The 21,202-nt window shown below is 38.8% G+C and carries 21 protein-coding genes; all 21 read left to right on the top strand.

Features of this window, described 5'->3' with window-relative positions; all coding sequences use genetic code 11:
• Window positions 1-10: 10 nt before the first annotated feature.
• The gene (locus tag AB7E53_RS01455) at window positions 11-1,375 is read left to right on the top strand and encodes a tetratricopeptide repeat protein (protein ID WP_446773729.1); all 1,365 of its coding nucleotides are present in this window, start codon (window positions 11-13) and stop codon (window positions 1,373-1,375) included.
• A gap of 3 nt (window positions 1,376-1,378) precedes the next feature.
• Entirely contained in the window at window positions 1,379-1,999 is a 621-nt protein-coding gene (gene lptC, locus AB7E53_RS01450; RefSeq protein ID WP_446773727.1) for an LPS export ABC transporter periplasmic protein LptC, read from the top strand.
• 14 nt (window positions 2,000-2,013) lie between these two features.
• Window positions 2,014-3,264, top strand: a complete 1,251-nt coding sequence (locus tag AB7E53_RS01445) for a hemolysin family protein (RefSeq protein ID WP_446773725.1) — start codon at window positions 2,014-2,016, stop codon at window positions 3,262-3,264.
• A 98-nt stretch (window positions 3,265-3,362) separates the two neighbouring features.
• Window positions 3,363-5,501, top strand: a complete 2,139-nt coding sequence (locus AB7E53_RS01440; RefSeq protein ID WP_079684310.1) for a peptidylprolyl isomerase — start codon at window positions 3,363-3,365, stop codon at window positions 5,499-5,501.
• A 106-nt stretch (window positions 5,502-5,607) separates the two neighbouring features.
• Window positions 5,608-6,639: a 23S rRNA (adenine(2503)-C(2))-methyltransferase RlmN gene (gene rlmN, locus AB7E53_RS01435; protein ID WP_421467066.1), complete on the top strand. Its 1,032-nt coding sequence runs from the start codon at window positions 5,608-5,610 to the stop codon at window positions 6,637-6,639.
• A 58-nt stretch (window positions 6,640-6,697) separates the two neighbouring features.
• On the top strand, window positions 6,698-7,735 hold the full coding sequence (locus tag AB7E53_RS01430) for a DUF4837 family protein (protein WP_350456294.1): 1,038 nt from the start codon (window positions 6,698-6,700) through the stop codon (window positions 7,733-7,735).
• Between the two features lie 12 nt (window positions 7,736-7,747).
• A complete protein-coding gene (gene pdxA / locus AB7E53_RS01425) occupies window positions 7,748-8,857 on the top strand; it encodes a 4-hydroxythreonine-4-phosphate dehydrogenase PdxA (RefSeq protein ID WP_446772107.1) in 1,110 nt (369 codons plus the stop codon).
• A 202-nt stretch (window positions 8,858-9,059) separates the two neighbouring features.
• Window positions 9,060-9,524: an adenylyltransferase/cytidyltransferase family protein gene (locus AB7E53_RS01420; RefSeq protein WP_079684312.1), complete on the top strand. Its 465-nt coding sequence runs from the start codon at window positions 9,060-9,062 to the stop codon at window positions 9,522-9,524.
• Between the two features lie 2 nt (window positions 9,525-9,526).
• Window positions 9,527-10,255 carry an SDR family NAD(P)-dependent oxidoreductase gene (locus tag AB7E53_RS01415; RefSeq protein ID WP_446773723.1) on the top strand — a complete coding sequence of 243 codons (729 nt, stop codon included), beginning with the start codon at window positions 9,527-9,529 and terminating at the stop codon, window positions 10,253-10,255.
• A gap of 7 nt (window positions 10,256-10,262) precedes the next feature.
• The gene (locus AB7E53_RS01410) at window positions 10,263-11,150 is read left to right on the top strand and encodes a CDP-alcohol phosphatidyltransferase family protein (RefSeq protein ID WP_371689848.1); all 888 of its coding nucleotides are present in this window, start codon (window positions 10,263-10,265) and stop codon (window positions 11,148-11,150) included.
• A gap of 12 nt (window positions 11,151-11,162) precedes the next feature.
• Window positions 11,163-12,161: a lysylphosphatidylglycerol synthase transmembrane domain-containing protein gene (locus AB7E53_RS01405; RefSeq protein ID WP_446772108.1), complete on the top strand. Its 999-nt coding sequence runs from the start codon at window positions 11,163-11,165 to the stop codon at window positions 12,159-12,161.
• A gap of 3 nt (window positions 12,162-12,164) precedes the next feature.
• Window positions 12,165-12,992 carry a lysophospholipid acyltransferase family protein gene (locus tag AB7E53_RS01400; protein WP_179398558.1) on the top strand — a complete coding sequence of 276 codons (828 nt, stop codon included), beginning with the start codon at window positions 12,165-12,167 and terminating at the stop codon, window positions 12,990-12,992.
• 98 nt (window positions 12,993-13,090) lie between these two features.
• Window positions 13,091-14,266: a sigma-54 interaction domain-containing protein gene (locus AB7E53_RS01395; protein ID WP_079684317.1), complete on the top strand. Its 1,176-nt coding sequence runs from the start codon at window positions 13,091-13,093 to the stop codon at window positions 14,264-14,266.
• Between the two features lies 1 nt (window position 14,267).
• Window positions 14,268-14,783, top strand: a complete 516-nt coding sequence (gene lptE / locus AB7E53_RS01390; RefSeq protein WP_079684318.1) for an LPS assembly lipoprotein LptE — start codon at window positions 14,268-14,270, stop codon at window positions 14,781-14,783.
• A gap of 2 nt (window positions 14,784-14,785) precedes the next feature.
• A complete protein-coding gene (locus AB7E53_RS01385) occupies window positions 14,786-15,544 on the top strand; it encodes a hypothetical protein (protein WP_371689847.1) in 759 nt (252 codons plus the stop codon).
• Window positions 15,545-15,551: 7 nt separating this feature from the next.
• Entirely contained in the window at window positions 15,552-15,923 is a 372-nt protein-coding gene (gene secG / locus AB7E53_RS01380; RefSeq protein ID WP_179398556.1) for a preprotein translocase subunit SecG, read from the top strand.
• Window positions 15,924-16,008: 85 nt separating this feature from the next.
• Window positions 16,009-16,983 (top strand): family 43 glycosylhydrolase, encoded by a 975-nt coding sequence (locus AB7E53_RS01375; RefSeq protein ID WP_446773720.1) that lies wholly within the window; start codon window positions 16,009-16,011, stop codon window positions 16,981-16,983.
• A 417-nt stretch (window positions 16,984-17,400) separates the two neighbouring features.
• Complete coding sequence (locus AB7E53_RS01370; RefSeq protein ID WP_446773718.1) at window positions 17,401-19,644, top strand: TonB-dependent receptor; 2,244 nt, start codon at window positions 17,401-17,403, stop codon at window positions 19,642-19,644.
• A 10-nt stretch (window positions 19,645-19,654) separates the two neighbouring features.
• On the top strand, window positions 19,655-20,236 hold the full coding sequence (gene pnuC / locus AB7E53_RS01365; protein ID WP_446773716.1) for a nicotinamide riboside transporter PnuC: 582 nt from the start codon (window positions 19,655-19,657) through the stop codon (window positions 20,234-20,236).
• 70 nt (window positions 20,237-20,306) lie between these two features.
• Window positions 20,307-20,948, top strand: a complete 642-nt coding sequence (locus AB7E53_RS01360; RefSeq protein WP_446773715.1) for a thiamine diphosphokinase — start codon at window positions 20,307-20,309, stop codon at window positions 20,946-20,948.
• Window positions 20,949-21,026: 78 nt separating this feature from the next.
• Window positions 21,027-21,202: oxidoreductase (locus AB7E53_RS01355; RefSeq protein ID WP_446773736.1), on the top strand; the 176-nt coding region annotated here is incomplete at its 3' end.

Raw genomic sequence — 21,202 nt, 5'->3', positions numbered from 1 at the left:
TTAAAGAGATATGAAGATTAGAGTGTTATTGCTTGCTATCGGATGCTCTATAGGAGCATTTGGAGTGTATGCGCAGAAAGGAGTAGATACTGGTACTCAATTTGGATCAGGTGCTGATAGTGCAAGATGCGTTGAGAATATTAGCCTATTTATTCCTTATGCAAAAGCTGGCAACTTTAAAGATGCCTATGAGTTTTGGAAAATCACGTACGATGAATGTCCTGCCGCAACAAAGGATATTTATCTGTACGGAGTGAGAATTGTTGGATGGCAGATCGAAAATGAAAAAGATCCTGCTAAAAAAGCAGCGTTGATTGATAAACTGATGGCTGTGTATGACCAACGTGTGAAGTATTTTGGAGACGACTCCAGATATGGAAAGGATTGGATTGTGTCTCGTAAAGCACAGGATTACATCCAGTATATGGGAGACAAGGCCGATGTAAAGGTTCTTTACGGATGGTTAGGAGAAGTAATTACTGAATTTAAGGAGAAAACAGAAGCATTAGCTGTTTCTTACTTTATGTATTCTTCACACCAGCAATTATTGAAGGATCCTAATTTTAAGGAACAATACATTCAGGATTATCTGAAGTGTTCTGCAATTTTTGATACACAATTGGCTGCTGCAAAAGCTGCTGGTAACGAAAAGGAAATTGGCAACCTTACTACTATGAAGGCTGGTTTGGATAATGGTTTTGCAAATAGTGGTGCTGCTGATTGTGAAACTTTACAAAATATGTTTGCTGCCAAAATTGAAGCCAATAAGACTGATTTAAATTATCTTAAGGAAACAATCTCGTTGTTGAGACGTGTTCGTTGCCAGGAAATTGACGCTTATTTTGCAGCATCTGGTTATGCTCATAAAATTGAACCGACTGCAGAATCTGCAATGGGATTAGGTAAGCAGGCTGTTAAGAATAAGGATTTTGATACAGCTGTTAAGTTCTTTGAGGAATCAGCCAGAATGGAAACAGATCCAAACGTAAAATCTGATATTTACTACATGATTGCTTTAATATCTTTTGATCAGAATAGTTATTCTAAAGCAAGACAGTATTGCATGAAGGCTCTGGATATGAAACCTAATAACGGTGCTCCTTATTTGTTGATTGGTAAAATGTATGCCGCAACAGCTAAGAGTATTTATCCGAACGATGGTGTACTGGCTAGATCAGTATATTATGCAGCAGTAGATAAGTTTGAAAAAGCAAGACAGGTTGATCCTAGTTGTGCAGATGAAGCTAATTCATTAATCGGATCATACAGAGCGCATTTCCCTTCTACTGAAGAAATCTTTATGCATCCTGATTTGGAAAAAGGTCAGACTATAACAATCGGAGGTTGGATTGGAGAACAAACAAGGGTTCGTTAAGACATGATTATACCTCTTTTGAAGTTATTATCAAATAATAAAAACATAACAGCTGCACTCTTTGCAGCTGTTATGTTTATTTTATTATCTACTTCTTGCGGCAAGGAGAATAAGGAGGTGGTTGATGTTTCTTTCGATCCGGAAAAATCGTACACCATGAAGGCCTTGGATATCTCTACGCTTATATCCGATTCCGGAATAACCCGCTACAGGTTAAATACAAAAAAATGGCTTGTTTTTGAGAAAGCGGCCGAACCTCATTGGTATTTCCCGGATGGAGTGTATGTTGAGAAATTTGATACTCTTTTTAGAGCAGAGGCAAGTATAAAAGCTGATACAGCTTATTATTATGACAAGAAAGGCCTTTGGAAACTTCTCGGTAATGTTAAAGTTTCAAGTTTAGCCGGTGAGCGGTTTGAAACGTCACTTCTTTTCTGGGACCAACGAACAGAAAAAGTTTATTCTGATAAATTTATTAGGATTGAACAGGCGGAAAGAGTTATTACTGGAATAGGTTTTGAATCTAATCAGAGTATGACTCTTTATAAAATTTTTAACCCTCAAGGGGTATTTCCGGTTTCAGAATCGCGTGCCGATTCATTGGAGCAGGATACAGTCAAGTAGAATTATAATTCAACATGTTGACCTATATATTCATTTCTCTACTAACGATTGCTTTTTTTTCAGGAATGGAAATTGCTTTCATTTCCTCTAATAAAATTCGTTTTGAACTTGAAAAAAGGAATAAGCGATTTTCCAGTTACATCTTGTCTTTTTTTTATAGAAACCCTTATGAGTTTATCTCTTTAATGCTGGTAGGTTACTATCTTTCTCTTATTGTTTATGTCCTTTTAATTGCCTCATATATTGAATCATCCATTGGTTTATTTGTCGACAACCAGATTCTTTTTATATTTATTCAATCATTTTTTGCAACAATCCTTATTTTAATTGCCGGCGAATTTCTTCCAAAAACAATTTTTAAAACCAACCCAAACCTATACCTGAAGATATTTTCTATTCCACTGGCTGTTTTTTATGTGGTATTGTATCCGGTAACAAAGATTATTACACTCATAACTTTCCTTATTTTAACTGTGTTTAGAATAAAGGATTGGAAGCGGACTGTCAGTAAATCCTTAGGAAAAGTTGATTTGGATTTTTTTATTCAACAGAGTCTGGAAAATTTACAGCAAAAGGCAGAGATCGAGAATGAAGTCAAAATATTTCAAAATGCACTTGACTTCTCAAATGTACGTTTACGCGATTGTATGGTTCCACGAACTGAAATTGTTGCATGTGATAAGCAAACTTCAATTCAAGAGTTGAAAAATAAATTTATAGAAACCGGCTACTCTAAAATACTTGTTTTTAATGATAGTATAGATGGAATTGTTGGTTACATTCATTCGTCTGAATTATTTACTGATATAAAAGACTGGACCACCCGTATAATTTCTGTTCCAATTGTGCCTGAAAATATGACGGCGAATACTCTTATGAAAATGCTGTTGCAAGAAAAACGTAGCATTGCTGTAGTAGTGGATGAATTTGGAGGAACAGCAGGAATCGTAACACTTGAAGATCTTGTAGAAGAGATTTTTGGAGAAATTGAAGATGAGCACGATATGAAATCGCTCATAAGTAAGCAGCTTAGCGAAAAAGAATACCTGGTCTCTGGTAGATTGGAGGTTGATCTGCTAAATGAAAAATTTGATTTGGATTTGCCTGAGTCTGACGATTACCAAACCATTGCAGGGTATATTCTACACAACTATCAAAAGTTTCCGAAGGTAAACGAGATAATCGATATTGGCAGATATAGCATGAAGATTGTGAAAGTAACATCAACTAAAATTGAATTAGTTCGAATTAAAGTGATTGATTAGTGAAAAAAAGTTACGGAATATGCGCGTTAATTACGTTTTGTTTGTATCTTCGTGCCCGTTAACTGTAAAATATAAACTTTTTAAATATATAAAGATAAATGGCTACGCTGGAAAAAATTAGAAACAAAGCAGGATTGTTAGTACTCGTAGTGGGGCTGGCATTGTTTGCTTTCATTATTGGTGACTTTTTAAACTCAGGATCTACTTATTTTAGACAATCGCAGGAACGTGTTGCTGAAATTAATGGAGAAGTGATTAAAATTCAGGATTACCAGGCTCGTGTTGACGAAATGACGGAAGTTTATAAAATGCAGTCCGGTAGCACAAGTTTACCTGAAGAATACATGACTCAGATTCGTGAATCTGTCTTTGATGCTATGGTTCGTGAGATCGTCCTTGGAGAAGAATTGTCTGATTTGGGTATTGTAGTTTCGCCCGAAGAGCTGTTTGATATGGTTCAGGGAGAAAATATTTCACCTATGATCCAGCAGATGCAGATGTTTGTAAATCCTGAGACTGGTGCTTTTGATAAACCGGCATTGTTGAATTTCTTGAAAACGATAAATGATCCTAATCTTGCTAATTATCCAGCAGATCAGCAAGCTCAGCTTGCCCAGGCAAAGAATTTCTGGTTGTTTTGGGAAAAGAATATCAAGCAACAGCGTTTGGAACAAAAATATACAACTTTGCTTAGCAAGGCTATTACAGCCAATGTTATTGATGCCAAAGCAACTTTTGACGAAACAGCCGAAAGTTCAGATATTGTGTATGCAATGCAACCCTATGCTTCTGTTGCTGATTCTTTAGTGACAGTATCTGATAGTGAAATTGAAAAATTGTACAATCAACGCAAATCTGTGTATAAGCAGAAAGAGAGCAAATTGATCAAATATATTGCTGTAGACATTCGTCCAAGCAAGCAGGATTATGACAATGCAAGTGCGGAAATTGAAGCAATTAAAGAAGAAGTTATCTCCACAGACCGGATTGCCGATGTTGTAAATGAAAATTCTGAAGTTCCTTATGTGGATGCATTCTTTTCTGCAGCAGCTTTTGATGAGCAGCTAAAACAATTTGCAACAACTGCCGAAGTGGGAACAGTTTATGGCCCCGTTTTCGAAGCTGATAAATACAGATTGTTTAAATTGGTAGATAAGACTGTTGCACCCGATTCGATTAAGGTTAGCCATATCATGATTGCCAATGCCGGTAATGAAGCTGCAGCAACATCTTTGGCAGACAGTTTGATGACAGTTCTTAAGAACGGCGGCAATTTTGCTGAGTTAGCTAAGAATTATTCACAGGATCAATCTGCGCAGAATGGTGGCGAACTTGGATGGTTTACGGAAGTTACAGCTTTAAGAGGTGTAAATGAAGATTTCAAGAAGGCTATTTTCTCAACTCCTGTAAATGGTTATGCATTAGTAAAGTCTTTGTATGGAACACATTTGGTTAGAGTAGACGAGAGAACTGCCAGTGTAACAAAATATAAAGTTGCAGACATTGATATGACAGTTTCTCCCAGTTCAAAAACTTATAGCAATATCTATAATGAATTGAATAAGTATCTGACAGCTAACAGAGATATTAAAAAGATGGATGAAGCTGCTAAAGAAGCAGGATACAATGTACTGTCTGATGTGACTGTCACCGGTGCTGATCAAATGATTGGAACTATCAAAAATTCAAGACAAGTTATTCGTTGGGCATTCCAAAATGATAAAGGTGCCATTTCTGATATTTTTGAATGTGAAGATAAATTTGTTGTTGCAGCAGTTCAGGAATCAATCCCTGAAGGTTATGCTTCTGTAAAAACAGTTGCTCCTGCTTTGAAGGCTGAATTGATTGCTCAGAAGAAAGGCGACAAAATTGCGTCGGATCTTGCTGCTAAGAATATCACTTCACTTGAAGGTTATGCAGAAGCTATGGGATCTAAAATAGACTCAGTTAAGTTTGTTAGCTTCGGTACACGCAGAATTACTGGCATCGGTGTTGAACCAAAAGTGAATGCTGCGGTAGCTTTAGCTCAGGTAGGACAGCTTACACCTCCGGTAAAAGGAAATAACGGTGTTTATGTACTAAAGGTTTATAATAAAACCAAAGATGCAAAAGTATACAACGAAGCAGAACAGATTAAGACAATTGACTCTGCAAATGCATATCGATTCGGATTCCAGGCTGTTCAGTCGTTGGTTAATAAAGCTGAAATCGTAGATAACCGCATTCGTTTCTATTAAAAAAAGTTTTAAGTTACATTATACTACACGGCGGATGTCTTTCTTTGATGAAAGACATCCGCTTTTTTTTTATCTTTGCAGTTTAAAGTATATTAAGAAGGAAGACATGGAAGCAAAAAGAAGATTATTAGGAATGACATTAAATGAACTGAAAGAAGTAGCATCAGAGCTTAATCTTCCAGCCTATGCTTCGAAGCAAATAGCCGATTGGCTGTATAAAAAAAGGATTGTTTCTATCTCTGAAATGACAAACCTGTCTGCAGCAAACAGAAATGCGCTTAGTGAGAAGTATGTTGTTGGGATGACATCTCCTTCGGAGTTTATGAAATCGGTGGATGGCACTATCAAATATTTATTTCAGGTAGGAGTTAATGCCTTTGTAGAATCAGTATATATTCCCGAAGAAGATAGAGCTACATTATGCGTGTCTTCGCAAATAGGTTGTAAAATGAATTGTTCATTTTGCATGACAGGTCGCCAGGGATTTAATGGAAACCTTACTACTTCTGATATAATAAATCAGATTCAATCCATCCCAGAATACGAAAAGCTGACTAATATAGTATTTATGGGTATGGGGGAACCCTTGGATAATGCTGATGAACTATTTAAAGCTCTCGAAATTCTTACATCGTCGTATGGCTACGGCTGGAGTCCAAAACGTATAACAGTATCTACCATCGGGGTTGCAAAAGGTCTGCAACGCTTTCTTAAAGAAAGTGACTGTCATTTGGCTTATAGTCTTCACTCGCCTTTCCCCGATGAACGTTTATCTATCATGCCCGTCGAAAAGGCATTTCCTGCCAAAGAGGTTATAGCTCAGATCAGGCAGTTCGATTTTAGTCATCAGCGAAGGGTTTCCTTCGAATACATTATGTTTGACGGATTAAATGATGACTTGAGACATGCTGAAGGAGTTGCTAAATTAATTGCAGGAATTCCTTGTCGTGTAAATCTTATACGTTTTCATGCCATACCTAATTCGCCCCTCAAAAGCTCTAATACCGAAAATATGAATGCGTTTCGGGATGCCCTTACTAAAAAAGGAATTGTGTGTACAATCCGTTCGTCGAGAGGTGAAGATATATTTGCCGCTTGCGGGATGTTGTCTACAGCAAAAAAAGAGCAAAAGAATTAAATAATGCATGCTTTTTGCAAAAAAAATATATCTTTGTTGAATTAATAAATTAATGCATATGAAAACGATTTCTTTGTTTTTCAGTATGATGTTGCTCGTCATATGTATGGGTGCCTGTGAAGGAGGTCCGGTTGTATCAAAAGCAACAGGTTCACCCGGTGATTTAATTGTTGTGATGGATAAAAGTGCATGGGAGGGACCTGCCGGTATCGCAATAAAAGATTTGCTGTCATCAGATGTTCCAGGCTTGACACAACCTGAGCCGGTAATGGACATATCTTACACAGAGCCCCAAAATTTTGATAGAATGCTACAGATTGTCCGGAATATTATGATTGTTGAGATTAATCCATCCATGTATACGAAAGCAGGGATGAATTATTCGCAGGACAGATGGGCTAAAGGGCAAATTATATTAAAATTACAGGCTCCTGATGCTGCATCTCTTGAGCTATATATAACCAATAATGCTAAATCAATATTAGACTTTTTTGTAAAATCTGAGTTGAACCGTACGATTGAGACCCTGGATAAAACCTACAGCAGCTATACATACAAAAAGGTAAAGGAGATATTTGATGTAGAATTGAAAGCTCCCGAATCAATGAAATTCTATAAAGATACTACAAACTTCTTCTGGGCTTCTAATAATGCAGCGGAAGGCAGACGAGATATGATTATCTACTCGTTTCCTTATACTGACAATAATACATTCACCCCGGAGTATCTGATTGCAAAAAGAGACTCTGTGTTAAAAGCAAATATTCCAGGATCATTTGAAAATTCATATATGACTACCGAAACACGTTTTGGGGGAGTTAGCTTCACACCTATAACTGTAAAAGGAAAATACTGTGCCGAAATACGTGGTTTATGGAAAATGGTAGGCGATATGATGGGAGGCCCATTTGTAAGTCATGCACGTTTGGATGAAGCAAATCAGCGGGTGATCGTTGTTGAAGGATTTGTATATGCACCTGAAAAGGATAAAAGAAATATAATTCGTCAGGTTGAAGCATCTTTGTATACCTTGAAGCTTCCCGGTGAATTTGACCAACCGGATGAAGAGCCGCTTCAAGCCGAATTGAGTAATTAATATAAAAAAGAAATGGAAGAAAGATTGATAAGGGTTGGAATCACGCACGGAGATATAAATGGAATTGGTTACGAGGTTATTTTAAAAACTTTTTCCGATATAAGAATTGCCGATCTTTGTACGCCGATAATATATGGTTCATCAAAAATTGCAGCTTATCATCGCAAAGTCCTCGAGATGCAACCTGTTAATATCAGTGTCATTAATCAGGCTGAAGATGCGGGTGTCAATCGTATAAACATCATCAACTGTGCGGATGAAGAATCGAAAGTAGAATTAGGAAAATCAACGGAAATTGCCGGAGAAGCTGCGTTTAAAGCATTGGAAGCTGCTTGCAATGATTTGAAGAGAGGGGTGATTGATGTTCTTGTAACAGCTCCTATTAACAAACATAATATTCAAAACGATCAATTTCATTTTCCTGGACATACTGAGTATCTTGAAGAGGTGTTCGGAGTGTCTGGCAAGAAGGCTTTGATGATTCTGATGAGCAATAACCTTCGGGTGGCACTTGTAACCGGGCATCTTCCTTTGTCTGAGGTTGTACAGAATATTACCAAAGAGGATATTAAATCTAAATTATCGGTTTTTAACCAATCGTTAAAGCAGGATTTTGGAATCATTAAGCCTAGAATAGCTGTTTTAGCGTTGAATCCTCATGCTGGAGACAATGGGTTGCTTGGAAAAGAAGAGGAAACCATAATTATTCCTGCTATGGAAGAAATGGATAAACAAGGTGTATTATCTTTCGGACCCTATGCAGCAGATGGATTCTTCGGTTCGCAGAATTATGATAAATTTGACGGAGTACTCGCCATGTATCATGATCAGGGATTAGCTCCGTTTAAAGCCCTGGCTATGGAAGAAGGAGTTAACTATACAGCTGGATTACCTATTGTAAGAACATCTCCTGCGCATGGAACAGCTTACGACATAGCAGGCAAGAATATAGCTTCCGAAGATTCATTCAGACAGGCGTTATATACAGCTCTGGATATTTACAGATGCAGAAAATTCTATAAAGAAGCAACTGTAAATCCACTTCGTAAGCAATATTTCGATAAAGGAGGGGATAACGAAAAGCTCGACCTTACAAAAGATGATGCAATAGATAGTATCTGAAAAAAGTCTAATATATATAAAACAGACAGTAAGAATTAATAAAATTACTGTCTGTTTTTATTTTAGTACTTCGTTACAGATATTACCATGCGATTCTAATAGCCGATAGGAGCATGTATTAATTAGCTTTTTTTTAGATAAACTTTTTTTGATAGGAAAAGTTTGTGTAAGTTTGTGCAATAAAACTTAGATAGGATTAGGTATGTTTAAAAATAAAACGATAGTTTACACTTCAGGAACATTTGATATGTTTCATTATAATCACCTTCGTATGATTAACTACGCCAGAAGTCTGGCTGATATTTTAATCGTAGGAGTGAGTACAGATGAACTTGTAATGTCATATAAACCTCAACCGATCATCCCTTTTAACGAACGTCTTCAAATTATTGAAGCTCTTAAAACGCCCGATATTGTGATTCCTCAGCATTCCTTGGATCACAGCGAGATAGTGAAGAAATTAAATATCGATGCTTTTGTTGTAGGCGACGACTGGTTTGGGAAATATGATTATTTAGAAGAACTTGGTGTAAAGGTTTTTTATTTTCCATATGGTACAGGAGTTTCTTCATCCAATCTAAAAAAGACGATTCACGATAGCTACGAGGCAAACCTTCATTCTCAGCAAAAAGCGAAACCTGTAACGGTTAAGCATGAAACAGAATAAATATGGATAAATATGTTCTTATTACCGGGGGGACCAAAGGTATCGGTAAGGCAGTTGCTTTATGTTTGGCAGCCTCGGGATACGATTTGATTTTAACATATTCTTCAGACACTCACACTGCCGAAGAAACTAGACGGGAGCTTCTTCAGAATAATGATGTTGACGTTCGTATTTTGAAAGCCGACATTACCAATATCAAGTCTATTTCTGCAATCGATGCCTATCTTGAAGAACAGTCCCTTGAGTTGTATTCAGTGGTTTTTAACGCCGGACTTACTTGTCGTGAATCTTTTGAACAAGTGTCTTATGCTGCGTGGGAAGAGGTTTTTTTTGCAAATGTTCACTTTCCGGTCTTTTTAATGCAACGCATCATTACCAAAATGGCTAAAGGTGGTTCCGTAGTATTTACGGGATCGTTGATGGGTATCGAGCCCCATTCGGTTTCGTTAGCCTACGGAGTATCGAAGTCGGCAGTACATGCCTTGGTGAAAAATATGGTGAAAGTTTTTGTACCGTACGAAATCAGGGTAAATGCTGTTGCTCCGGGTTTTGTAGATACCGAATGGCAGCTAACTAAACCGGAAGAAATTCGTAGAAACATAGAAAGAAAAGTATCCCTTGGTCGTTTTTGCAAACCAGAAGAATTGGCCGAGGTATATAAAATGTTGATTGAAAATAATTATTTTAATGGAGAGGTAGTTGTCGTTGATGGCGGCTATTCTTATAAATAAACTCTGAATGAACGATATAAATAAAAAAGAGTACGAAGCATCGTTAAAGTCAATCGAAACAGAAAATAAAATAGACAGAATATTCTATCGTCCCATAGGCTTCAAAATAGCTTGTTTGCTTCGAAATACCGGTATTACACCCAATATGGTTACGATATTATCCATATTTGTGGGGATAGGAGCGGGTTACTTATTTTATTTCGGAGCTCTTTATTATACGATTTTAGGAATTTTATTATTGATTTTTGCTAATATATTAGATTGTGTAGACGGTCAGCTAGCTCGTCTTACTGGCATTAAATCTGAAATAGGTCGTATCTTAGATGGTTTTGCGGGAGATCTTTGGTTTACTTCTATTTATGTAGGTTTTGCCTTGCGGTTGATGGCTGAGCACGGTACCCCATGGTTTTTTGCTTTAGCTGTTTTATCAGGTATGTCCCATCTTGTACAGGCAAATATAACAGATTACTATAAAACATTGCATCTGTTTTTTCTAAGTAAAGAAAAAGGAGCAGAGTTTCAGACTTATAGTCAGGTTAATGCCAGCTATCTTGCGATGAAGCCCGGTGTAAACAAATTTTTCTTTTTCTTTTACAGAGGATACACAAAGATGCAGGAAAAGGTAACACCTGTCTTACAACAGATGCTTAGCAGCCTCAAAGACAAGTATAAAGAGGATATCCCCGAAGATATTCGATTGGCTTTCAGAAAGAAAAGCCGGAATTTGATGCGTTATATCGACTTGCTTACCTTTAATGGTCGTACAATTGTGATGTTTATTATTGTGCTGACTGGTGAAGTTTGGGCCTACTTTTTATATGAAATTATAGTACTGAACATAGTCTTGTTTATTTCCATCAAAAAGCACGAAAAGATGTGCAAATCTTTTCTATAATAATCTTTTTGCATGAAAAATAAGAGTAATGTAATTCGTAATATATTCTTTGCCCTGGGAGTTTTGGTTATTTTCATAATGGTCCACTCACTGGGCTTTGATGTAATTTATGAAAATCTAAAAAATACCGGTTGGTGGTTCTTCGCAATTGTAGGAATATGGATTGTGGTATATGCTGTAAATGCCATTTCTTTTCACATAATTATTCGAGATGGGAGTGAGGAAACCAAGCAGATAAAATTTCTTCGAACCCTCAAAATTGTAATAAGCGGGTATGCTATCAATTACACTACCCCTATGGGATTATTAGGAGGAGAGCCTTATCGGATTTTAGAGCTTAAGCCTGCACTTGGTACTAAAAAGGCAACATCATCGGTATTGCTTTACGCAATGATGCATTTTGTTTCTCATTTCATTCTTTGGCTTTTGTGTGTTCCGTTATTAATGATTACGGTAAAGCATATAAGTCTGGGGGTTGAAATTGTTTTGTGGTCGGTTCTTGTTGGTTCGGTAGCTTTGATTTATTGGTCGTTTAAAGTGTATCGGAAGGGTGTAATCGGTCGCCTGCTTGCACTTGGAGCGTGCATACCCTTTGTAAAGAAGCGTATTAAAGAATATTCTTTAAAAAATAAAGAACATGTTGAAGAGATGGATCAACTTATTGCCCATCTTTACAATAATAGAAAAAAAGCATTTTATGCATCTTTAGGCGCAGAGCTCTGCGCACGTTTTATTGCTTGTATGGAGGTGTTTATAATGATATATTCAATAGGATACGAGATAACCTACATACAGTGTGTGGTTATTGTAGGATTTGCATCGCTGTTTGCGAACCTGTTATTCTTTTCCCCGATGCAATTGGGTACACGAGAGGGGGGATATGCATTGGCTCTCTCTTCATTGTCCATTACATCTGGAATAGGAGTATATGTTAGTTTATGCACGCGTGTAAGAGAACTATTCTGGATTGCAGTTGGCATAGCAATTATGAAATATAAATCATTGAAATAAGATATGAAAAAAAGTGTAGTCGATTTATCTGATTTGCAGGAGATTGCCCCTTTTTTTAAAACTAAATTCGGGATTTTTCTTGGAAAAAAAATAATAAAATGGCTTGGTATCAAGAAGGTTAATGATATCCATGCCAAACATTGTCACTTAAGAGGTGCTGATTTTACGACAGCTTTGTTACATGATCCTCTGATGGATATAAAATATAACGTTCATAATGCGGAGTTATTGGATACTTTGCCGGAAGGGGCTTTTATAACTATCTCAAATCATCCTTTCGGACACATTGACGGGATTATGCTGATTGATATCTTTGCCGCACGCAGAAGCGATTTTGCGGTGATGGTAAACGGTGTACTTACCAAAATAGGGGCAATGGAAGATAATTTTATATCTGTACAACCCGATTCAAAAAACAGAGGTGCCAATGTAGCCAATGTTAACGGAGTACGTACATCTCTGGAAAGGCTTAAGTCCGGGCATCCCATGGGGTTTTTCCCTGCAGGTGCAATCTCTTTTTATAATAAAGAGAAAAAACGGGTAATGGACTTAGACTGGACTTTAAGCGTAATCCGTTTAATACGGAAAGGTAATGTTCCTGTTTATCCGGTATTCTTTGACGGATTAAACTCTTCGTTTTTTTATTGGCTTGGCAGAATCAGCTGGAAAATAAGAACCTTACGTATTCCTATTGAAGCATTTAATAAGCATGGGAAAGTGATGGACGTTTATATAGGAGCACCTATATCGGTTGAAGAACAAAACAGCTATACCTCGGACGAAGAATTTGCCAAATTTTTGTACGAGAAAACCTATGCCTTAAAAAAATGATTTAACATCAAATCATCCTCAGTCAAATAGCAGATTATTCGATAATCATTTGTAATTTTGGCATTATAACTGAGTTTTACAGCTAATATAAAAGATAAATGAAGGTAGATTTGCAGCAAATAAAACAGCGCTTTGGTATAATAGGCAATAATACGGCCTTGAACCGGGCGATTGATATAGCATTACAAGTGGCTCCGACAGATTTATCTGTTCTGATTACAGGAGAAAGTGGTGTGGGGAAAGAGACTTTCCCACAGATTATACATCAAAATAGTCCCCGTAAACATGGACAGTATATTGCTGTGAATTGTGGTGCAATTCCTGCAGGAACAATCGATTCTGAGCTTTTCGGACACGAAAAGGGATCCTTTACGGATGCCCGTTCCGAGCGTAAAGGGTATTTTGAAGTGGCCGATGGCGGTACACTTTTTCTGGATGAAGTAGGAGAGTTACCGCTTCAGACCCAAGCATATTTGTTACGCGTGTTAGAATCGGGCGAATTTATGAGGGTAGGTTCTTCCAAAGTTCAAAAAACGAATGTAAGAATTGTTGCTGCAACGAATGTAAACCTGGCTCAAGCCGTATCTCAGGGAAAATTTCGTGAAGACTTGTATTATAGATTGAACACAATTCCTATCCAGATACCCCCATTGCGCGAACGATCTGAAGATATCCTTCTTCTTTTTAGAAAGTTTGCCAGCGACTGTGCCGAGAAGTATAGAATGCCCTCCATCCGTTTAGACGATGATGCACGTATGTTGCTTATTAATTACCGTTGGCCGGGGAACGTACGTGAATTGAAGAATATCACCGAAAGGATTTCTGTAATTGAGGAGAACCGGGATATTTCAGCCGAAGTACTTAGGTTATATCTTCCCAATGTGGAAATGGAGAAATTCCCTGTTTTGGTAAAGCATGAAGCCGAACAAAAGGTTTTTAACAGTGAAAGAGAAATTCTGTATCAGGTTCTTTTCGATATGAAGAAAGATGTTACGGAGCTTAAAAAATTAGTTCACGAAATAATGAATGGAGGTGTACAGCTTCCGGTTGTGGATGAACCAAGTTATGTACAACCTCATTCCATCCATTCTATGCCTTCTATTCAGGATGCCGAGCCGTACGAAGAAGAAACATTATCACTTGAAGAGGTGGAAAAAGAGATGATACGCAAAGCTTTGGAGAAGCACAACGGACGACGTAAGAATGCCGCGGCAGATCTTAAGATTTCGGAACGAACCCTGTATAGGAAAATTAAAGAATATAATCTCGAATAGTATGTTGCTAAAATATAAAGTCGCAGTAGTCTGTTTTTTTATCATCCTTTTTACTGCCTGTTCAATTTCCTATAAGTTTAACGGAGCTTCGATAGACTATTCAAAAGTAAAGACGATAACTATTAAGGATTTTCCTAATCAGGCATCGTTTGTTCCTTATCCACCCCTTGCACAGGTTTTTACGGAAGGGATGAAAGATATATATGTACGTCAGACACGTTTATCGCTTGCTCCCGCTAACGGCGATTTGGAACTTGAGGGCGAAATTATCAGTTGCGACCTTACACCTATGGCTGTTAAAGAGGATGCCTATTCATCCAGAACAAAGCTTACGCTAACAGTAAGAGTAAGATACACGAACAGAACCAAACCTGATGAAGATTTTGAACAGACTTTCTCTGCTTACAGAGAGTTTGATAGCAACGACATGCTTCAAAATGTACAGGAAACCCTGTTTAAGGAAATAAATGAGGAGCTTGCCGATCAAATTTATAATGCAACCGTAGCTAACTGGTAACTATGACGAGCGACAGACTATACGAGCTGATGCAAAAGCCGGAAGAGCTTTCGCCTGAAACATTGCCCGAACTGAGGCAGCTTATGGAAGATTTTCCCTATTTCCATACAGTGAAGCTTTTGTACTTAAAAAATATGGCCATGATAAATGATATCCGGTTTGCATCTGAGCTTAAACGGTTGGCAATTGGTATTCCAGACCGAAAAAAGCTGTTTATGTTTCTGGAAGGTTCAAATTATGGCTTGCAGATGTTTGGAGAAAATAAACCGTCAAAACCGTCATCGGATACTTTTTCTTTGATTGATGCGTTTTTATCTTCAAAGGAAGCAGATACGGAAGCCGTGGCCGAAGCTTCTTTGATCTTCCAACCTTCTGTTTCGTCCGATTATATCTATTGGTCGTTGGCCGAAAAGGGGGCAGAAGCGGAGACATCTAACACAAACCAGCTTCAGCATCATGAGCTAATTGATACGTTTATTTCCAAAGACGAGAAAAGAGAAACCGGATTTACCATATCAGACGGACTATTAGATAGTAACAGAGATAAACCCTTGTCTAAACCAAGCGAGGAAAATATGTCGGCCGGCATCGACGATTCCTATTTTACAGAGACATTGGCACGGATTTACATCAAACAAAGAAGATATGAGAAAGCTATGCAAATAATTCAAAATTTAAGTTTGAAATATCCGGAAAAAAATGTTTACTTTGCAGACCAGATTAAATTTCTTGAAAAGTTGATTATTAACACTAAAAAATAAAACTAAGATGTACGTATTTATTTCTATCTTAATCTTGATCGCGTCCATACTATTAATTCTGATCGTACTCGTACAGAACTCAAAAGGAGGAGGTTTGGCATCAGGATTCTCTTCTTCTAACCAGATTATGGGTGTAAGAAAAACAACCGATTTTCTTGAAAAAGCTACATGGGGTCTGGCTGGATTTGTAATTGTTTTGAGTATTGTAATCACAGCATTTATTCCCAGAGATCAGCACGCTTCACAATCTGAAATCAACCAGCAGGTAAACGAAGCAGTAACTATCGATCCTAATACAATTGCTCCTGATTTCGGAACAGCTCAACAGCCAGCAACAGCTCCTGAAGCTACTCCTGAAGAAGAAGCTCCAAAAAAATAAGAGAATTTACTATTCTTTCAAAAAGGCATTCCCTGTGTGGAGTGCCTTTTTTTTATCTTTGTAACTATATTCTCAATTCTATATCATGAAAAGACTATTATTGATTTTATTCGTTGGATGCCTTTCTGTTGCTGCTTTTGCCCAAAAGCCTGCCATGATGTTTGGCGATACATCCCGTATCGGGGTCCCTTATTCAAAAGATCCTCATGTGGTTAATTTTAAGGGGAACTATCTTATGTATTATTCGATACCGCCACTAAAGGGCGATCCGTCGTCCGGATGGAACATAGGTATAGCCCGTAGCAAAGATCTGAACAATTGGACCAAGGTGGGAGAAATCACTCCGGCACCCGGAGCCGATTACGAAAAGAAGGGTCTGTGTGCTCCAGGGGCTTTAGTAAAGGATGGAAAGGTGCATCTGTTTTACCAGACGTATGGAAATGGGAAAGATGATGCAATCTGCCACGCAGTATCGCAGGATGGAATTCATTTTGAAAGGAATCCTACGAATCCTATTTTCCGGCCGACTGGCGACTGGAATTGCGGACGGGCAATCGATGCCGAAGTATTCGAGTTTAAAGGTCGTTATTTCCTGTATTTTGCAACACGAGATAAGGAGTATCAGATCCAGATGCAAGGGGTTGCTACAGCACCTGTTAACTCAGACTTCAGCCGTGAGGATTGGGTGCAGGCAGCCGACTCTTCTATTTTATATCCAAAATATCCCTGGGAAGGAAAATGTATTGAAGGTGCTTCTATTGCCCAAAAAGGAGATAAGCTATACATGTTCTATGCCGGTTCTTACAATAATGCTCCGCAGCAGATCGGTGTGGCTGAGAGTACGGACGGGATTGTATGGAAACGATTAAGCGATGAACCGTTTGTAAGAAACGGAAAACCCGGAGAGTGGAACTCCAGCGAATCGGGGCATCCGCATATCTTTACTGATGCTGACGGTCGTACTTATCTGTTTTATCAGGGTAACAACGATAATGGTAAAACCTGGTATATAACACAAAATGAGGTGATGTGGAGGGATGGAAAGCCCGGCTTGCAATAGATTAAACCCAAAGTATACGATAAACTATCCATTTTATAATAGACAACTATTCGCTAGGCAGCTGTTTAACTTGCAGTAGGCAGCTGTCAACTGCAAGTTATCCATATGTTAAACTTACAGTATGCAGCTGGCTACTGAATAATATATAACTGGCAAAATGAATAATCTATGTATAGAAGAGGTTAAAATACGTAAGGGAACAGGTTCGTGATTGGAGGAGTAATTCTTTGTTTTGTGCACGATTCGTATCCACTTGCTTGTTTCTAATAAAAAAAGAAGTACCTTTGCCTCTAATTATCATAGGGGGGTGCCTTAATAGTACGGGCTGAGATCATACCCATAACCTGATCCAGGTAATGCTGGCGTAGGGAGGAGAAGGAAAGTCCCCTTTCCGTTTTACTATTTAATTTATTAGAAATGAGAAAAGCGTTTTTATTGCTTGCCGGCACTTGTATTGCCGGTATCTATTCATTTGCACAAGAAAAACAGGATAGTCTGCGATTGATTAACCTGCAGGAGGTGCAAGTTGTTTCTACACGTGCCGGAGTAAATATTCCGGTTGCATACACTAACATTGGTAAAGAAGAGATTAAAAAACAAAACTTCGGTCAAGACATTCCGTTTCTTCTAACACTTTCTCCATCGGTGGTTGCGACTTCGGACGCAGGTGCCGGCATCGGTTATACCAACTTCCGTATCAGGGGAACCGATGCAACACGTATCAATGTTACTACCAACGGCATTCCGTTGAACGATTCCGAATCGCATGGCGTATTCTGGGTTAATATGCCGGATATTGCCTCTTCTCTGGAAGACCTTCAGGTACAGCGGGGAGTCGGTACCTCTACCAATGGAGCAGGAGCATTTGGTGCAAGTATCAATATGAAGACGGAGAATTTGTCCAACAAGGCATACGGTGAATTATCTGGAACTTACGGTGCTTTTAATACGACTAAGGCTCAGGTGAAGATGGGAACAGGACTTCTTAACAAGCATTGGGCGTTTGATGCCCGGATTTCGGGAATCAATTCGGATGGATTTATCGACAGGGCTTCTACAGATTTAAAATCCTATTTTGCTCAGGCTGGGTATTATGGGGCAAATACCGTATTGAAATTCATCACCTTCAGAGGGGAAGAAAAGACGTATCATGCCTGGGACGGAGTACCTAAAGACAAACTGGAGACAGATCGTACCTATAATCCCAGCGGATATATGGGTGACGACGCAAAAGGGAATCCGATGTATTACGAAAATCAGACCGACAATTACAAACAGACGCATTATCAGTTTTTGCTCACCCATACATTTTCTCCATCACTCACACTGAATGCCGGACTGCATTATACGCGTGGTAAAGGATATTATGAAGAGTATAAAACCGATCGTAAACTTCTGGAATATGGTCTTATTCCTTTTGAATATGGAAATGAGACGGTGAAGAAAAGTGACTTAGTGCGCCAAAAGTGGCTTGACAACCATTTTGGAGGTGGAGTTGTATCCTTAAACTACAAGAAGAATCGTTGGGATCTTACCTTCGGAGGGGCCGCCAACAGATACGACGGAGATCACTTTGGGAAAGTTATCTGGGTGAAGAATTACATAGGTAATTTATCGCCCGATCATACATTCTACGAAAGTAACGGAACAAAAACCGATGCCAACGTGTACCTGAAGGCTACTTATTCTATTACAGAGGGACTAACTGCTTATGGAGATATACAATATAGATTTATTGATTACTCCATTGATGGACAGAATGACACCTGGGATTGGATTAACGGAGAGATGCAAAAATTGGATGTAAATAAGAATTTTAATTTCTTCAATCCCAAAGCCGGACTGCATTACCAGATTAATCAAAACCAGAAAGTGTTTGCTTCTGCAGCAATCGCTCACCGCGAGCCTGCCCGAAACAACTATACGGATGCCTCATTCAACGAAAAACCCAAAGCCGAGCGGATGATTGATTACGAAGCCGGCTATAACTTCAGTACATCTTTGTATTCGTTCGGAGCCAATCTGTACTATATGAAATACAAAGATCAGTTGGTACTTACAGGCAAGGTAAACGAAATAGGGGAGATGCTTACATCCAACATTCCCGATAGCTACCGTGCCGGTATTGAACTGATGGCTGCTGCACAGCTTACTTCCTGGCTGCGATGGGATGTAAATGCAACGTTTAGCAAAAATAAGGTTAAAAACTATACAGAATTTGTAGATTTGTACGACGAAAACTGGGATTGGGCAAGTCAGGTTGAAAACAAGCTTGGAACAACAACGCTTGCTTTTTCGCCATCGGTGGTTGCCAATAGCATGCTTTCTGCCAGTTATAAAGGATGGAGTGCCGGTTTGCAGTCTAATTACGTAGGAAAACAGTATATAGACAATACGTCGAGCAATGACAGGGCTTTGGATGCTTACTTTGTGAATAATCTTCGTTTAGGTTATACGTTTTCACTGAAAGGATTAAAATCGGCTTCGGTCAACTTGTTGGTGAATAATTTGTTTAATGAAGAGTATGAAAGCAATGCATGGGTATATTCCTATTACCAGCAACCGGATGTTTCGGCCGGTACCCGCGACAGGTATGCCGACTTTGGCTATTTCCCGCAGGCTGGAACGCATGTGTTAGCGAATCTTACACTTCGATTTTAAATAAGAAACAATGGAATATATCGAAATTGCAGGTGCTGTAATCGGACTGCTCTATCTCTATCTTGAATACAGGGCGAGCGTATACTTGTGGCCGGTGGGTGTTATTATGCCGCTGTTCTACATTTATATTTTCTTTGTTTCCAGATTCTATGCAGACATGGGTATCAATATCTATTATCTGTTTGCCAGCATTTACGGATGGATCCGGTGGAATAAATCTGCCTCGCAAGTGCAGAGTCTGACTATATCACATATGCCGTTCAGATATTGGAGCGTTGCCTTACCTGCATTATCCATACTTTTCGCCGGTATAGCCTGGATTTTGATTCGCTTTACCGATAGTCCGGTTCCTTTTGGCGACAGCTTCACTACAGCCCTCAGTATTGTGGCGATGTGGATGCTTGCCAATAAGTATATAGAGCAATGGGGACTGTGGATTGTAGTTAATGTTGTATCATGCGCGCTCTATGCCTGGAAAGGATTGTACCCAACCGCCTTGTTGTACGTTGTCTATTCCATTGTTCCGGTATTTGGTTATTTTAAGTGGAAACAGCTGATGCTGTCAGAACAGAAAGAGACGGTCAGGAATTAAGATTTCAACCCCGATTATATAGGTTTGTTTCCACTTTATTTGAATTGAAAATTGTTTAACATTGTATAAAATGAATTATTATCCTCTGCGAGCTACCGGTTATCTGCCTGAAACACTGATTCTGGCCAACGGAAGTTTTCCAAAACATCCACTTTTGCTGGATTGGTTGAAAAGATGTGACTATATTGTCTGCTGTGATGGAGCAGCCGACGATTTATTGCAACGGGGCATTAAACCGGTGGCAATCGTAGGGGATTGCGATTCATTGTCGGCATCCTCCCGATCGGAGTTTGCCGCAATATTGCATCCCGACAGCGATCAGGAAACCAACGACCTGACCAAGTCTGTCCGCTTCTGTCTGGCACAAGGACGGAGTAATCTTACTATCATCGGGGCTACCGGAAAAAGAGAAGATCATACCTTAGGTAACATTAGCCTGCTAACCGATTACATGGCAGATGCCCATATCGAAATGTTTACAGATTACGGAGTGTTTACGCCTATTTGTACCGAAAGCTCGTTCCAAAGTTTTGCGGGTCAACAGGTCTCTCTGTTTGCAATGGATGCCGGCGAACTTACAGTAAGCAACCTTAAATATCCGGTTGTGCGTAAAAGTCTGCATAGTTGGTGGCAGGGAACACTGAATGAAAGTCTGGGTAACGAGTTCCGGATACACCCTTCGGGATCTGTAATTGTATTTAGGGTATACTAACTATATATCGCTAACCCGGATAAACAATTTCGGACATTTTTTCGTTTTACAACTATAAGTAACAAATAACAAAAAAAGATGTCAGAATTATTTACTCCCCTAAGAATTGGTAGTTTAGAATTAAGAAACAGAATTGCGATTTCTCCTATGTGTCAGTATTCGGCCGAAGATGGATTGGCCGGCGACTGGCATTTTGTTCATTACGGCAGCAGGGCTGTTGGCGGTGCGGGACTGATCTGCCTGGAGGCTACAGC

The organism is Macellibacteroides sp., from assembly GCF_050251695.1.
Lineage (GTDB): Bacteria > Bacteroidota > Bacteroidia > Bacteroidales > Tannerellaceae > Macellibacteroides > Macellibacteroides fermentans.
The sequence above is the reverse complement of the archived record's forward strand: the minus strand, read 5'-3'. Positions and strand labels throughout refer to the sequence as shown.

Excerpts from the sequence above, each read along its gene's own strand:
- lptC (WP_446773727.1), top strand. The coding sequence starts at position 1,379 with ATGATTATACCTCTTTTGAAGTTATTATCAAATAATAAAAACATAACA.
- pnuC (WP_446773716.1), top strand. The coding sequence starts at position 19,655 with ATGGAATATATCGAAATTGCAGGTGCTGTAATCGGACTGCTCTATCTC.
- secG (WP_179398556.1), top strand. The coding sequence starts at position 15,552 with ATGTACGTATTTATTTCTATCTTAATCTTGATCGCGTCCATACTATTA.
- AB7E53_RS01445 (WP_446773725.1), top strand. The coding sequence starts at position 2,014 with ATGTTGACCTATATATTCATTTCTCTACTAACGATTGCTTTTTTTTCA.
- AB7E53_RS01410 (WP_371689848.1), top strand. The coding sequence starts at position 10,263 with ATGAACGATATAAATAAAAAAGAGTACGAAGCATCGTTAAAGTCAATC.
- pdxA (WP_446772107.1), top strand. The coding sequence starts at position 7,748 with ATGGAAGAAAGATTGATAAGGGTTGGAATCACGCACGGAGATATAAAT.
- AB7E53_RS01395 (WP_079684317.1), top strand. The coding sequence starts at position 13,091 with ATGAAGGTAGATTTGCAGCAAATAAAACAGCGCTTTGGTATAATAGGC.
- AB7E53_RS01440 (WP_079684310.1), top strand. The coding sequence starts at position 3,363 with ATGGCTACGCTGGAAAAAATTAGAAACAAAGCAGGATTGTTAGTACTC.
- lptE (WP_079684318.1), top strand. The coding sequence starts at position 14,268 with ATGTTGCTAAAATATAAAGTCGCAGTAGTCTGTTTTTTTATCATCCTT.
- AB7E53_RS01360 (WP_446773715.1), top strand. The coding sequence starts at position 20,307 with ATGAATTATTATCCTCTGCGAGCTACCGGTTATCTGCCTGAAACACTG.
- AB7E53_RS01415 (WP_446773723.1), top strand. The coding sequence starts at position 9,527 with ATGGATAAATATGTTCTTATTACCGGGGGGACCAAAGGTATCGGTAAG.
- AB7E53_RS01370 (WP_446773718.1), top strand. The coding sequence starts at position 17,401 with ATGAGAAAAGCGTTTTTATTGCTTGCCGGCACTTGTATTGCCGGTATC.
- AB7E53_RS01430 (WP_350456294.1), top strand. The coding sequence starts at position 6,698 with ATGAAAACGATTTCTTTGTTTTTCAGTATGATGTTGCTCGTCATATGT.
- AB7E53_RS01375 (WP_446773720.1), top strand. The coding sequence starts at position 16,009 with ATGAAAAGACTATTATTGATTTTATTCGTTGGATGCCTTTCTGTTGCT.
- AB7E53_RS01400 (WP_179398558.1), top strand. The coding sequence starts at position 12,165 with ATGAAAAAAAGTGTAGTCGATTTATCTGATTTGCAGGAGATTGCCCCT.
- AB7E53_RS01385 (WP_371689847.1), top strand. The coding sequence starts at position 14,786 with ATGACGAGCGACAGACTATACGAGCTGATGCAAAAGCCGGAAGAGCTT.
- AB7E53_RS01420 (WP_079684312.1), top strand. The coding sequence starts at position 9,060 with ATGTTTAAAAATAAAACGATAGTTTACACTTCAGGAACATTTGATATG.
- AB7E53_RS01405 (WP_446772108.1), top strand. The coding sequence starts at position 11,163 with ATGAAAAATAAGAGTAATGTAATTCGTAATATATTCTTTGCCCTGGGA.
- AB7E53_RS01455 (WP_446773729.1), top strand. The coding sequence starts at position 11 with ATGAAGATTAGAGTGTTATTGCTTGCTATCGGATGCTCTATAGGAGCA.
- rlmN (WP_421467066.1), top strand. The coding sequence starts at position 5,608 with ATGGAAGCAAAAAGAAGATTATTAGGAATGACATTAAATGAACTGAAA.